The following is a 13,325-nucleotide window of genomic DNA, read 5'->3' as shown; positions in this document are numbered from 1 at the left end:
TGCCCCCAAGTTTTATCCAGTTTTGAGTTCGCTCCAGCGGTTTTGGGTTGCAACACTTGGGGCGGTAGCGGCGGGTTGCGGTGCGGAGCCTTTTCGGCCGCGCAGCACCGCATCACGTCGCGGGTTGATGGTCCGAGCGTACTCGGCAGGTGTCAGCCAGCCGAGGCCAGAGTGCGGTCGGTGATCGTTGTAGTCGCAGCGCCAGTTTGAAAGCGCTGATCGGGCATGGGGCAGGGACGAGAAGAGGGTTTCATTCAAGAACTCGTCTCGCAGCCGCCCATTGAAGCTTTCGATGAAAGCGTTCTGGATCGGCTTGCCCGGCGCGATGTAGTGCCAATCCACCTTGGCCCGGTCCGTCCATTGCAGGATCGCGTTGCTGGTGAACTCGCTGCCATTGTCGCTGACGATCATCTTCGGTTTGCCACGCGCCTCGACAATCCGGTCAAGCTCACGGGCAACCCGCAGGCCGGAAAGCGACGTATCGGCGACGAGAGCGAGGCATTCCCTCGTGCAATCGTCGACGACCGTCAGAACCCGGAACCTGCGTCCATCGGTGAGTTGATCTGACACGAAGTCGAGCGACCAACGATCATTGGCGGCCATCGGGATCAGCATCGGCGCTCGTGTACCGATCGCTCGCTTTCGACCGCCACGTCTGCGTACCGTCAGCTTCTCCTCCCGATAGAGCCGGAAGAGCCTCTTGTGGTTCACAAGGTGGCCCTCGCGTCTGAGCAGCACATGAATGCGTCGATAGCCGAAGCGGCGGCGTTCATGCGCCAGCGCCTTCATCCGCTTGGCTTCCGACACGTCCATGCCGCCGAACTTGGTCTTCCACTTATAGATGCTGGCATCGCTGACGCCGTGCTTGCGGCAAAGCTCCGAGACCGGCATGCCCGCCTCATGCTCCTTCAGAATGCCGACGATCTGTTCGTCTGTGAAACGGTTGCGCTTCATTCCCTGGTCCTCTCAATGGCCAGAGCTTACTTCAAAATGGATTAGGTCAGCGGGGCAAGGTCATCCCAGTTCGCCCGTTTCCGTCCATCTGTGTGGTTCCGGGGGATGCGCTAGGGAGCGCAAGGGACAATGCCGGGCCGTCAGTATCGGGAGCACCTGTAGCGGTTGACCTTGCCATCATGGCAAGGTGTAGAGAGGCAGTCGGCTTCCAGAGCGGCATCATCAACGGCGGCAAGAAGACCACACTTCCGGCCGAATGATGTGTTCAACGAAGCGAGCAATTGACAACGATTGGACCGGTGGTAGTCATCAGGCATGGGCATGTTGCGAGTCGCATTCTTGAAAATGCTGGTTCTGCTTCGCTTGCTGACCATTGTGTCGCTGGCGGGGTACTCGCTGCCGGCCGCTTCGGCCACCATGCATGGAACCTGGGCCGTCGCGGCCGTCGAACAGGTCGGCGACCACCATGTCGCATCGAATGACCACGACCACGGCGATCATCATTCCGAACAGGAAGGCAAGAAGCACTCCAGCCAGGAATGCTGCGGTGCCTTCTGCGTAAGCCTGGCAATTGTCGTCGACGGCGACCTTCTTGGTGGCCGGCGTCTCGCCGTGGACCGTGAATTCGTCGATGACGCCCGGGTCGAAAGCGGCGTCTTGCCGTTCTATCGCCCCCCCATCCTCTGAATAGGCCCTGCCCGCTGCGGCGGGATTGAGCGTGGGATTGCGAGCGTACGGCGCCGCAGCCACCGTTGTCAGTTCCTATTCGGACTTTACCATGAGACCTTTTTTCTCCGTGGTCGCATTGCCGCTCCTGGCGAGCGGATGCGCTACAACCTTGCCTCCCGATATTGTCGCTTCGAACCAGCCCGGCCCGGCCCAGGCATCCGTGCGCCCGGCGGGTTATGCCAGCCCGCTCTCGGGCTACGTCCATCGCGTGCCCGTCGATCCCAAGCCGTGGCGCCGGCAGAACGACGCGCAGTCTCCTGAAGGAGATGCGTCATGAGCAAAATAACGTCGAAGATCGCCGTGGCGGCCGCCTTTCCGCTGATACTCGCCGGTTGCGCGTCCACCAACGAGTACGCCGCGAAGGACGCCGGATTTACGGCCGTCGCCGCAAGAACGGCCGAAGGCGCAGGCAAGCAGACTGTGTGGATACAGAACCAGCAGCAGGCGCGCGCCGCGGCCGAAAGGACGAAATCCTTGATGGCCAGGAAGACCGTCGATGTCGAAACGGCCGTTCAAGTCGCGCTCCTGAACAACAAGGGACTGCAGGCCGCCTATGCCGACCTCGGTGACGCAGCGGCCGACGCGTGGCAGGCGACGATGTTCCTCAATCCGACCGTCGGGATTGGGTTCAATGGCGTCGGAACGCCGGGCGTTGAGGCGTTCAAGTCCGTCGAGGGGGTCATTGCCGCCAATCTTCTGGCTCTGGCAACCCGTGCCCGCACGGTGGGCATCGCCGACACCGATTACCGGCGCGCCCAGTTGGCGGCTGCCCAGCGAACCCTCCAGCTGGCTGCCGACACGCGGCGCGCCTGGATCGACGCGGTCGCGGCCTGGGAAACGGTCGCACAGCTCAATCAGGCGCAGGCCGCGGCCGATGCGGCGTCGGAACTTGCCGAAAAGCTTGGCGAGACGGGGGCGATGACCAAGGCCAGCCAGGCGCGGGAGCATGTGTTCTATGCCGAGCTGTCAGGCCAGACCGCCAAGGCAAGGCTTGAGGCCCGGCTCCGCAAGGAGGAACTGACGCGCCTGATGGGCCTGTGGGGGGGCGATATCGACTACCAGGTCCCCAACCGTCTGCCGTCGCTGCCAAAGGGGCTGATGAAGAAGGACTTGATCGAGGCCGAGGCGCTGCATCGCCGGGTCGACCTGCAGATGGCGAAGCTGGATCTCGAGGCGGCGGCCAGGTCGTACCGGCTGACGGAAGCGACGCGTTACGTGACCGACCTCGAACTGCTCGGCGGCGTCGAGATCGAGCGGGAGAGGGAAGACGGCGACACGAAGCACGAGACGACGGCGATCGCCGAACTGGAGTTCGTCATACCGATCTTCGACAGCGGCAAGGCGCGCATGCGCAAGGCGGAACTGGCCCATATGCGGGCGGCAAACCTCCTCGCCGAAAAGGCCGTCAACGTCCGGTCCGAGGCGCGCTCCGCCTACCAGGCGTACCGTGCCAACTACGATATCGCCCGGCACTACCAGAACAATGTGGTGCCGCTGCGCAGCAAGATCGAGGAGGAGTCCCTCCTCACCTACAACGCGATGATCACCAACACCTTCGAGCTGCTCGCGGACAGCCGCGAGAAGATCAACTCGATCCTGCTGGCCGTCAACGCCAAGCGCGACTTCTGGCTGGCCGAGGCAAACCTCGCGCCCGCGATCTATGGCGGCGGGGCCGGAGCATCCGCCGGCGCGGCCGAAGTTGCAACCGTTGCCGAGAGCGGCAGCGGCGGTCACTGACAAGGAGGCGAACGATGTTCAACAGAAGACAATTGCTCGGTGCCGGTGCCGCGCTCGTATCGTCCGCGGCCTGGGCGAAAACATCAAACATGGGATTGCCGGAAGCGGCGATCATGGAGACGGCGGAGACCCAGCCGCCTGTCCGCCCGACGTCCGGTCCCGACTACAACCCGGTCGTCACCCTGAACGGCTGGACCCTGCCCCATCGGCTGAACAACGGCGTCAAGGAGTTCCACCTCGTCGCCGAGCCGGTCGAGCGCGAGATGGCGGAGGGCATGACCGCCTATCTCTGGGGCTACAACGGCCAGTCGCCGGGGCCGACGATCGAGGCGGTCGAGGGCGATCGCGTGCGCATCTTCGTCACCAACAAGCTGCCGGAGCACACGACGATCCACTGGCACGGCATGATCCTGCCGTCCGGCATGGACGGCGTCGGCGGCCTGTCGCAGCCGCACATTCCCGTCGGCAAGACCTTCGTCTACGAGTTCGACCTCGTGAAGTCGGGCACGTTCATGTACCACCCGCATTCCGACGAGATGGTACAGATGGCGATGGGCATGATGGGCTTCTTCGTCGTCCATCCCAAGGACCCGACGTTCATGCCGGTCGACCGGGACTTCGTCTTCCTGCTCAACGCCTATGACATCGATCCCGGCTCCTACGTGCCACGCATCATGGAGATGACCGATTTCAACATGTGGTGCTGGAACAGCCGGATCTTCCCCGACATCAGCCCGCTTGTCGTCGCCAAGGACGACCGGGTCCGGGTCCGGGTCGGCAACCTCACCATGACCAACCACCCGATCCACATGCACGGCTACGACTTCGAGGTGACCTGCACCGACGGCGGCTGGGTGCGGCCGGAGGCGCGCTGGCCGGAGGTGAGCATCGACATCCCGGTCGGGGCGATGCGGGCCTACGAGTTCGACGCCAAATATGCCGGCGATTGGGCGATCCATTGCCACAAGTCGCATCATACGATGAACGCCATGGGCCACGACATCCCGACCTTCATCGGCGTGGACAAGACAAGGCTTGCGGAGAAGATCAAGAAGCTTCGCCCGGAATACATGCCGATGGGCACCAAGGGCATGGCCGACATGGGCGAGATGGAGATGGAAATCCCCGAGAACACTGTCCCGATGATGACCGGCTGGGGGCCGCATGGCCCGATCGAGATGGGCGGCATGTTCTCGGTCGTCAAGGTCCGGGAAGGGATCTCGGCCGGCGATTACAGCGACCCCGGCTGGTACGAAAACCCGCCCGGCACCCAGGCCTGGGAATGGACGGGTGAACTACCCGACTGGACCAAGGCGTCGGACGCGAAGACCCGGATCACGCCAAAGCACAAGAACCACGGCTGATCGCCCATACCATGTTCAACCACACAGAGGACTATCCAATGAAGCCTGCAATTCTGGCGTTTCTCATCACCGCTCTCGCCACTCCGGCGCTCGCTTCCGGCAACCATGCCGGCGGCCACGGTGAGGCCATGGCGGTCGGCGAACCCGGCAAGAAGGCCGAGGCCACCCAGACGATCCGCGTGACGATGACGGAAACTGAGGACGGCAAGATGATCTTCACGCCGTCGTCCTTCAAGGTCCGCAAGGGCCAGACCGTACGCTTTGCGATCAGGAACGCCGGCGAGCTCGACCACGAATTCGTGCTCGACGACCACGACAAGATCATGGAGCACAAGGCCGTGATGGAGAAGTTCCCGGAAATGGAGCACGACGACCCGAACGCGATCCGGCTCGCGGCCGGCGAATCCGGCGAGATCGTCTGGAAGTTCACGAACGACGGCACGTTCAAGATCGCCTGCCTTGTTCCCGGCCATTACGACGCGGGCATGCATGGCGACCTCACCGTCGCCAAGAAGTAACCCGATCGGAGTCTGACATGAAAGCGCTCATCAAGCTCACCCTCGCCGCCGCGCTGTCCCTGGCTTCCGCCCAAGGCGCGTTGGCAGAGGAATTCACCAAGGGCACGGTCAAGAAGGTCGACACCAAGGCGAAGAAGGTCACGCTGATCCACGAGGAACTGAAGGACCTCGAAATGCCGGCGATGACCATGGTGTTCCGCGTGGAAGACGACGCCATCCTCGAACAGCTCAAGGAGGGCGCGAACATCGAGTTCATCGCGGAACGCGTGAACGGCAAGCTGACCGTGACCCAGGTCAAGTGACCCGGCGCGGGGCGTGGCCCGGGCGCCGCGCCCCCTGCCGCCCCGCAGGCGGGGCCCTCACTCCAACGAAAAAGTCGATCGACATGAAGCCCCCACTCCAACCCGACCGGGATTTTGCCCGCGAGACACGCTCGATCCTGCTTCGATTCGTGGCCCTCGCCGTCTTGATCGGCAACCTCGTCCTCGTCGGCGATGAGGGAACGGCGCTGGCCCATCTGGTGGTGGTCTTCAGTTATCTCGGGATCAGTGTCGCTTCCATCGCGACCGCGCGGATCCTGCCCGGCAGCGGCTGGCTGAAGACCGTGTTTGTCGTGCTGGACGCGCTGCTGGTCGCACTTCTCCTTTACGCGCACATCTTGAGCGGGCCGGTTACCGAGAACCATAACCTGACAACCTCGGGCCTGGTCGTGGCCTTCATCCTGCTCGTCCAGATCGGCCTGAAGCAGGATCGGCGGCTGGTGCTCGTCTTCTCCGCAATCGTTCTGACCTCCTGGGTGGCAATGCTGGCGATCACCGCGGTCCGCCACGCGGCCGACGACCTGGTCTCCTTGCTGGCGTCGTTCCTGAACCAGGACCTTGGCCTCACCGTCAGCTTCGGCTTCACCGCCTTCGCGATCTATCTGCTCGCCAGGGATCACGACCGGACACGCCGCGAGGCTATGAGGGCGGATCAGCGGCGCCTCAACCTGTCGCGCTTCTTCTCCCCGTTCGTGGTCACGGAGTTGCAGGACCACGGGCAGAGCTTCGGTCTGCAACGGCGCAACGTCGCGATCATGTTTGTCGACCTGCGCGACTTTACCCGCTTCGCCGAAACCGCCGCCGCGCCTGAGCTGGCATTCGTGCTGGGGGAATATCGGCAGCTTGTATCCCGGGCCATTTTCGACCACGGCGGCACGGTCGACAAGTTCATGGGCGATGGCGTGATGGCGGTCTTCGGGCATCCGAAGCCGTCCCACGACGACGCCGATCGCGCGCTGGCCTGCGCCCTTGAGCTTGTCGACGTCCTCGACAAGTGGCGCCGCGACAGCGGCCGAAATGGCCTTCCCGCGCTTCATGCCGCGATCGGCCTGCATTACGGAAGCGTGGTCGGCGGTGTCCTTGACAGCGGCTGCCACAGCGAGTTCACCGTCATCGGCGACACCGTCAACGTGGCGCAACGGCTCGAGAAGATGGCAAAGTCGCTGGCGACGTCCCTGGTCGTGTCTTCCGACCTGATGTCGGGGCTGCACGCGCCGGCGCCGCGCGCCGGCTGGATCAGATATCCGCATGCAGCCCTTTACGGCCGGCAGGAGCGGATTGACGTCTGGTATCTCGATCCCGCGGCCGGGGGACCGGCCGACCGGTCCTACGACATCGGAGGGCTGCACACCGCGATCCAGAGATCGACCTTCCAGTCGGCACCCCGGATCAGCGATCCCGGCATTGCATAGGAAACGCCGCGGACCTTGACCTCGGCTGGCGCGGAGCACCGCACCAGCGCATGATGCCGGCCCGGATCATGGTAGACCGCGCCATCCCTGGAGCTTTGCTGCGAGATCGAGATCACGACGTCGTAGTCGTAGCCGGGGCTTGCCGCGAGCGCGTTGCTCACCAGGGCGAGCGTAACGATCGAATCGTCCGCAAAACGTGCCGAGTGGAAGGGTGTCCGATCCGACGCCAAGACGGACGAAAACAGCAACGGCAGAATGGCAACAACAGCACCCCCGCGCATTTCGCCCTCCCGTGGAATATGCCAGCCAAGAAGTCTAGCACAGGTGCGGCGCCAAGTCCGCCGAATCGGAAACCGAGCTGGCGACCGCGCGAGGTTCGGACGCCTGCGGCTGCCGGGGTCGGACCGGCCTGCGATCCGGCCCCGGCTTGTCGCAGGACCTACGGCCGGCCGTGGAAACGACCGGGAGGACTGCGCAGGAGTGCCTCGAAATCGTGCGCCGGCAGCGGGCGACTGAAGTAATAGCCCTGAAATTTGTCGGCTGCCTCGCCTCCGAGGCGGGATCGATCCGGCAGCCTCGACGGTTCGCCATGTGGCGCGAGGGTGCCGTGCGCCCGGCTTTGCGCGATCGCGACGCTGGCGAGCTGGGCCGCGGCTGCGATCACGCGGTGCGTCAGTGCAGTCAGGACCTCCAGCTCCGCGTGGACGGCGATGGCGTCAAGCACCTGCCGGTCGCGCGACAGGATTGGCGAGGAGCAGGAGCCTAGCTGCACGGGTTCGCCCGGATCCGCCATGCTCGGACACGCCTCGGCCTCCGGGCGCCATGGCCGCGAATACCCGCGGTCATCGTTGCGCAGGTTGATAGAGACCACGCCTCCGGCCAGCGCCGCTTCGCACTGCCGGACAAGCTCGTCGAGGATTTCGCCGAGCGGCTCCCCTGTGACGATCATGTCCAGCAACCGGATCTGGCCCTCAAGCAGTCGCGCCACGATCGCACGGCGCTGCTCGAACATCGTTGTCATGCAGGTAATCTCGACTTCGTTAAGGCCCCGCAGGCGGGCGGAGCCGATACCGCTCCCGCATCGCAAGGCGCGGGAGCGGTGTCGTCAGGCGGGTCTGAAGGCACTGAGCCGGAGCGCGTTGGCGAGCACGAAGACGCTCGACATCCCCATCGCCGCCGCCGCCAGGATCGGCGAGAGCAAAGTCCCGCTCACGGGATAAAGCAGGCCGGCGGCGACCGGTATCAGAACCACGTTGTAGGCAAAGGCCCAGAACAGGTTCTGCTTGATGTTGCGGATCGTCGCCTGGCTGAGCGCGATGGCGCGCGATACACCCGTCAGCTCGCCCGACATCAGCACCACGTCGGCGCTTTCGATCGCAATATCGGTGCCGGTGCCGACGGCAAGGCCGACGTCGGCCTCGGTCAGGGCCGGGGCATCGTTGATGCCGTCGCCGATGAACGCCACCGAGCGCCCCCCCGCGCGAAGGCGCTTGACGGCGTCGACCTTCCCGTCGGGCAGGACCTCGGCGACGACTTCATCGATCCCGAGCTGCCCGGCGATGGCTTGTGCGGTGTGGGCGTTGTCACCGGTGATCATGGCCACCTTGAGGCCGAGCGCGTGGAGCCCGCTGATCGCCTCCGGCGTCGAACTCTTGATCGGGTCTGCGACGGCGATGATGGCGGCGAGCCGGCCGTCAACGGCCGCATAGAACGGCGAGCGGCCGAGGCTCCCGAGCGCCCTCGCACGCTCCGCGAAGACCGCGACGTCGATGCCGGCGCCGGTCATCGCCCGGTCCGCACCCACCACCACCGTATGGCCATCGACAACGCCCGTCACGCCGAACCCGGGTCGGGCCTCGAACCCGGAGACGTCACCGATGGCAATGCCCTCCGCCTTGGCGCCGGCGACGATCGCCTCGGCGATCGGATGTTCTGAGCGTGTTTCGACGCTGGCGACCAGACGCAGCACCTCGTCTCGCCGATAGCCTTGCGCAGCATGGAAGTCCGTGAGTTCCGGCCGTCCCTTCGTCAGCGTGCCGGTCTTGTCGAACGCGACGACCTTCACGTCACGCAGGCTCTGCAATGCCTCGCCCTTGCGGAACAGGATGCCGAACTCGGCGGCGCGGCCGGTGCCGACCATGATCGAGGTCGGGGTCGCCAGACCCATGGCACAGGGGCAGGCGATGATCAGCACCGCGACCGCGTTCACGAGGGCGTAGGTGAGCGCGTGGTCCGGGCCGAACACCAGCCAGGCGCCGAAGGTGACCGCGGCGGCGGCGATGACAGCGGGCACGAACCAACCCGTCACCTTGTCCACCAGCGCCTGGATCGGCAGCTTCGAACTCTGCGCCGCCTCCACCATGCGGATGATCTGGGCGAGCAACGTGTCGCCGCCGATCTTGGTGGCCCGGAATGTGAAGGACCCCGTCTTGTTGATGGTGCCGCCGACGACTTCAGAGCCTGCAGCCTTTCTCACCGGTACCGGCTCGCCCGTGATCATCGCCTCATCGACGTAGGAGTCGCCGTCGACCAGGCATCCGTCTACCGGTATCCGCTCGCCCGGCCGGATGCGCACCAGATCGTTCCGGCGCACGGCGGCAACGGCCACCTCGATAAATTGCCCGCCGCGCTCGACAAAGGCGATCTTGGGCTGGAGCCCGATCAGGTGCTTGATCGCCTGGCTGGTCTTGCCCTTTGCGCGCGCTTCGAGGAAGCGGCCGAGCAGGATCAGCGTGATGATCACCGCGGCAGCCTCGTAGTAGACGTTGTCGGTTCCTTCCGGCAGCGTTCCAGGGGCAAACGTCGCGACCACGGAATATGTCCAAGCAGCCGACGTGCCGAGCACGACGAGCGAGTTCATGTCCGGCGTCCAGCGCAGGAGGTTCGGGACCCCTTTGCGGAAGAAGCGCAGGCCCGGGCCGAACAGCACCAGCGAGGCCAAGGCGAACTGCAGATAGCGGGTCCCCTCCATGCCGAGAGTTTCCATTGCCCAGACATGGACTGCGGGAACCAGGTGGGAGCCCATCTCCAGCGCGAAAAGCGGCAGCGTGAACACGGCAGCGAATGCGAGCGACAGGCCGAGCCCCCGCATTTCTGCGGCCTTGCGGTCTTGCTGCGACACGCTATCGGCCTCTTCGCCCGCCCGAATCACATCGTATCCCGCCTTGCGGACGGCGGCCTCGAGCGCGGTCACATTGTCGCCGGTGAAGCGTACCGTCGCCGTTTCCGTGGCGCGGTTGACGGCTGCCTCCAGCACGCCGGGGACGCCCGCAAAGGCCTTCTCCACCCTGCGGGCGCAGGACGGAAAGGTCATGCCTTCGATCGAAAACTCCCGAACCTCAACGCGCGGGTGGTATCCGGCTGTCGAGATCGCTTTGAGCACCCCGTTGGCCGCGGGCGCGCCGCCATAGAGGACCGTGGCCCGTTCGGTTGCAAGGTTGACGCTTGCGGAAATGACGCCGGGAACGGCGGCGATCGCCTTCTCAACCCGGCGTACGCAAGATGCGCAGGTCATCCCGTCGATGCCGAATTCGGCCCAGGCAGAATCCGATTCCTGTTCTTCCAGCTTCGTGAGTGCAGCCATGGGAGGGTCCCCTGTCGTTAACTGCACACGGGGATAATCCTTCCAATCGTGGCAAGGTCAAGCGAGTTTTTGCCCGCCGACGCCCCAAGATTCCTCGCCCCCCACCGGGCGACGGAAACCGCCGCCGCCCGGTGGCCGCACCATGATCATTGCGGCCTGACGGCCTGGAAGACTGCGGCGGTGCCGTCCCTTTTCATCGCGAACACGTCGTAGCTCGCCCCGGGATCGTCGCCCATGCCGAGGGACCCACTCGGCATGCCGGGGACGGCGAGCCCGGCGATGGCGGGCTTTTCGGACAGCAGCCTCGTGACGGCGTCCACAGGCACGTGCCCCTCGACATAATATCCCGCGACAGTCGCGGTATGGCAGGCCTGCATGTTCGCCGGAATGGCGAAACCCCGCTTGATGGCGTCGAGGTCGTCCACGTCCCGTATTTCGACGCTGAAGCCGGCCGTCTTCATGGCCTCCGCCCAGGCATGGCAGCAGCCACAATTCGGGTCCTTGTAAACGACCATCGGCTCGCCGGCCGCGGACGCCGCCGGCGCTGCGAGGACAACCGTTCCCGCGGCGGCGATGGAGAGCAAGAATTCTCGTCTTTTCATCTGGTGACTCCTTGAATGTTCCGCCCCGCGCCTGAGCGCCAACCGAACGCTGCATGGCGACAGCAGGCAATGTCTTCGCATGACCGGCGAGGGCGACAGTCGGTTCGAGCAATGGCCGTGCCGGCCGTGAAATGTCGGAATCAGGTCCTTGGCGGCCGTTCCGGCGGCGCTACGAGTGCCGAGGCGGGCGGCCTCTCCTGCATGGGCCGCGGCGCGGGGCCCGCAGCTGTGCAGCCGATGCGCCACGCGACCGCGCCACGCCCGTCAGCAACAGGGGCACCGCACTGCGGCGCAAGAGCGCAACTCAAGCCGCAGGGCTTTTGCACCGGCTGTCGATCCGGGCAGCAGGACATGTCGCCTTCGTTTTCCATGCCCGCCGCGGGCAGGGCCTGGAGAGCATGAAGGGGGGGCGACCCGGTGGCCGCGCCTGCCGGGCCGGCGACGAGCCCGAGCACGGCAAGGGCCAAGAGCAAACGCAAGAGCGCGGCAGAGAACATGACCTCATGCTGGCATAGACCGTCCTGGTTGGGAAGTCCGAGCGCCCTGCGACCGACTGCCCCATCAGATGGCGGGTGACAGGCGATGGCAGGACTTTTGCGCAAGGCTCTTGACCTTGCCATGGTGGAAAGCTGCATGGTCACGCGGTCAAGTCCTAGAGGAGATATCCGTGTTCCACCTCAACATTCCCGAAATCACTTGCGGCCACTGCGTCAATGCGGTCGAGAAGGCCGTGAGGTCTGTCGACCCCAAGGCCGAGGTTGCCGTCAATCTGGAGACCAAGACCGCGTCAATCGCGTCGGAACTGGCTTCCGACGCCTTTGTGACCGCGATCGCAGCCGCCGGCTATGACGCGACCTTCAAGAAGTCGTGCTGCTCGCACGTGGCATGACGCAGCAGGCCTCCCCACGCGCCGGGCGGCGGCGCGTGGGGCCCTGACCCATATCGTCCGGCGCCGGCCAGCGGTGGCTCGCCGCCGCGGGGAACCGGCGTCGCAGCCCGTCCCAATCCGGTGCGCTTGCCCGTCATTCCCGCCTCTCCAGATCGTCGATGAGGGCCTTCATCTCGGCAATCTCGCGTTCCTGCGCCTTGATGATGTCGTCGGCCAGCTTGCGTACGCGCGGGTCGGAGATCTGTGCCCGCTTGCTGGTCATGATGGCGATCGAGTGGTGCGGGATCATCGCGCTCATGTATTTCGTGTCGTCGATGGTGATCTGGCTTCGGACGAGCGAAAGCGAAAGCGCCAAGACAAGTGCGGCCCCAACCAGGATGGCGATGTTCAGCGTCCTGCTCTTGTACATCTCGAACATGAAAGCCAGCATGACGACGGCCATGGCCGAGCCCATCAGCAACGCCATCCAGGCCCGGGTTTCGCTCCAGTAAGCGTGCTCCAAGGCATAGGTGTTCAGATACATGAGGCCGTACATGACGACCGTCGAGGTTGCGATCATTGCTGCGAAGCGCCAGTAGGACATTTTCATCCGTGCCTCCTCATTGCCGCGACAGCCCGGGCCTCCCGGCCGTCGAGAGCCAGGCCATCGCCTGCAAGTCCAAGGCCTGCAAGTCCAAGCGCATGGCACCGGAGCAATGGCCGACCAGGCATCAACATCGCTGGGTGCCGCAACGCGCTGTGCTGGCCGGCAGGGGGCGCCACCGCTGTGTGGTCCGTCTCGTTGAAAACACCCCTTCCAAGCGAAAGTTCCGGCGAAAACGCGAAGAGATGCGAACGGAGAGCAAGCTCCGGGGACGTGTGAGACCGCCGGTCGTCCGGGTGAGCCCGCGGTGGGCCCGAGCACTCGGCGGCAAGAGAAACTCGCCGCGCGGCGCGACGTTGCCCATCGGACGGCGGCGCCGAAGTTCGGCTCCACGAAGATGCCGTAGTACACTTGCGTAGAACACAGGCCGGCCGGTGGCGTGGCACGCAATGAAGGCGGAAGACATTCGATGGCGCAGTCACGCATCCTGCTGATCAACATCTGCTGACGGGCGCGTTCTATATCGCCAGCTTCGTCGCCGCGCGGGTCGTTTCCGACGCTCGATTCGAGCGGCCAGCAGATCGCCCGGTGGTTCTCCGACCACGGAATGCGCGGCTGCACGCCTGGACGGGCG

Annotated in this window: 14 protein-coding genes; 8 read left to right on the top strand and 6 right to left on the bottom strand. The window is 64.9% G+C overall.

The window, feature by feature from the left end; translation table 11 throughout:
• Positions 1–12: 12 nt before the first annotated feature.
• Positions 13–954 carry an IS3 family transposase gene (locus tag ACXAGF_RS17335; RefSeq protein ID WP_475018616.1) on the bottom strand — a complete coding sequence of 314 codons (942 nt, stop codon included), beginning with the start codon at positions 952–954 and terminating at the stop codon, positions 13–15.
• A 345-nt stretch (positions 955–1,299) separates the two neighbouring features.
• On the opposite strand from ACXAGF_RS17335, the gene ACXAGF_RS17330 reads away from it, so the two are divergent.
• From ACXAGF_RS17330 to ACXAGF_RS17300, 7 genes are all read left to right on the top strand, one after another.
• Positions 1,300–1,641, top strand: a complete 342-nt coding sequence (locus ACXAGF_RS17330; protein ID WP_475018615.1) for a hypothetical protein — start codon at positions 1,300–1,302, stop codon at positions 1,639–1,641.
• 91 nt (positions 1,642–1,732) lie between these two features.
• A complete protein-coding gene (locus ACXAGF_RS17325; protein ID WP_475018614.1) occupies positions 1,733–1,960 on the top strand; it encodes a hypothetical protein in 228 nt (75 codons plus the stop codon).
• Positions 1,957–3,420: a TolC family protein gene (locus ACXAGF_RS17320; protein ID WP_475018613.1), complete on the top strand. Its 1,464-nt coding sequence runs from the start codon at positions 1,957–1,959 to the stop codon at positions 3,418–3,420. The genes ACXAGF_RS17325 and ACXAGF_RS17320 overlap by 4 nt, the downstream gene beginning before the upstream one ends.
• 14 nt (positions 3,421–3,434) lie before the next feature.
• Entirely contained in the window at positions 3,435–4,784 is a 1,350-nt protein-coding gene (locus ACXAGF_RS17315) for a multicopper oxidase family protein (RefSeq protein WP_475018612.1), read from the top strand.
• A 38-nt stretch (positions 4,785–4,822) separates the two neighbouring features.
• Positions 4,823–5,302, top strand: coding sequence for a cupredoxin domain-containing protein (locus tag ACXAGF_RS17310; protein ID WP_475018611.1), 480 nt, complete (start codon positions 4,823–4,825; stop codon positions 5,300–5,302).
• 17 nt (positions 5,303–5,319) lie between these two features.
• The gene (locus ACXAGF_RS17305) at positions 5,320–5,604 is read left to right on the top strand and encodes a copper-binding protein (protein WP_475018610.1); all 285 of its coding nucleotides are present in this window, start codon (positions 5,320–5,322) and stop codon (positions 5,602–5,604) included.
• An 83-nt stretch (positions 5,605–5,687) separates the two neighbouring features.
• Entirely contained in the window at positions 5,688–7,034 is a 1,347-nt protein-coding gene (locus ACXAGF_RS17300; protein ID WP_475018609.1) for an adenylate/guanylate cyclase domain-containing protein, read from the top strand.
• On the opposite strand, the gene ACXAGF_RS17295 is transcribed toward ACXAGF_RS17300, so the two are convergent.
• The 4 genes from ACXAGF_RS17295 to ACXAGF_RS17280 form a co-directional block, all read right to left on the bottom strand.
• Entirely contained in the window at positions 6,950–7,315 is a 366-nt protein-coding gene (locus tag ACXAGF_RS17295) for a hypothetical protein (RefSeq protein WP_475018608.1), read from the bottom strand. The genes ACXAGF_RS17300 and ACXAGF_RS17295 overlap by 85 nt on opposite strands.
• 158 nt (positions 7,316–7,473) lie before the next feature.
• Positions 7,474–8,046: a hypothetical protein gene (locus ACXAGF_RS17290; protein WP_475018607.1), complete on the bottom strand. Its 573-nt coding sequence runs from the start codon at positions 8,044–8,046 to the stop codon at positions 7,474–7,476.
• 93 nt (positions 8,047–8,139) lie between these two features.
• Complete coding sequence (locus ACXAGF_RS17285) at positions 8,140–10,617, bottom strand: heavy metal translocating P-type ATPase (protein ID WP_475018606.1); 2,478 nt, start codon at positions 10,615–10,617, stop codon at positions 8,140–8,142.
• A gap of 146 nt (positions 10,618–10,763) precedes the next feature.
• On the bottom strand, positions 10,764–11,219 hold the full coding sequence (locus ACXAGF_RS17280; protein WP_475018605.1) for a DUF411 domain-containing protein: 456 nt from the start codon (positions 11,217–11,219) through the stop codon (positions 10,764–10,766).
• Between the two features lie 667 nt (positions 11,220–11,886).
• On the opposite strand from ACXAGF_RS17280, the gene ACXAGF_RS17275 reads away from it, so the two are divergent.
• Complete coding sequence (locus ACXAGF_RS17275; protein ID WP_475018604.1) at positions 11,887–12,108, top strand: heavy-metal-associated domain-containing protein; 222 nt, start codon at positions 11,887–11,889, stop codon at positions 12,106–12,108.
• A 133-nt stretch (positions 12,109–12,241) separates the two neighbouring features.
• On the opposite strand, the gene ACXAGF_RS17270 is transcribed toward ACXAGF_RS17275, so the two are convergent.
• Positions 12,242–12,697, bottom strand: coding sequence for a DUF305 domain-containing protein (locus ACXAGF_RS17270; protein ID WP_475018603.1), 456 nt, complete (start codon positions 12,695–12,697; stop codon positions 12,242–12,244).
• Positions 12,698–13,325 lie beyond the last annotated feature (628 nt).

This window comes from Mycoplana sp. ABR4_002, assembly GCF_056159645.1.
Note: the sequence above shows the minus strand (reverse complement) of the source record. Positions and strands in the feature narration are given on the sequence as shown.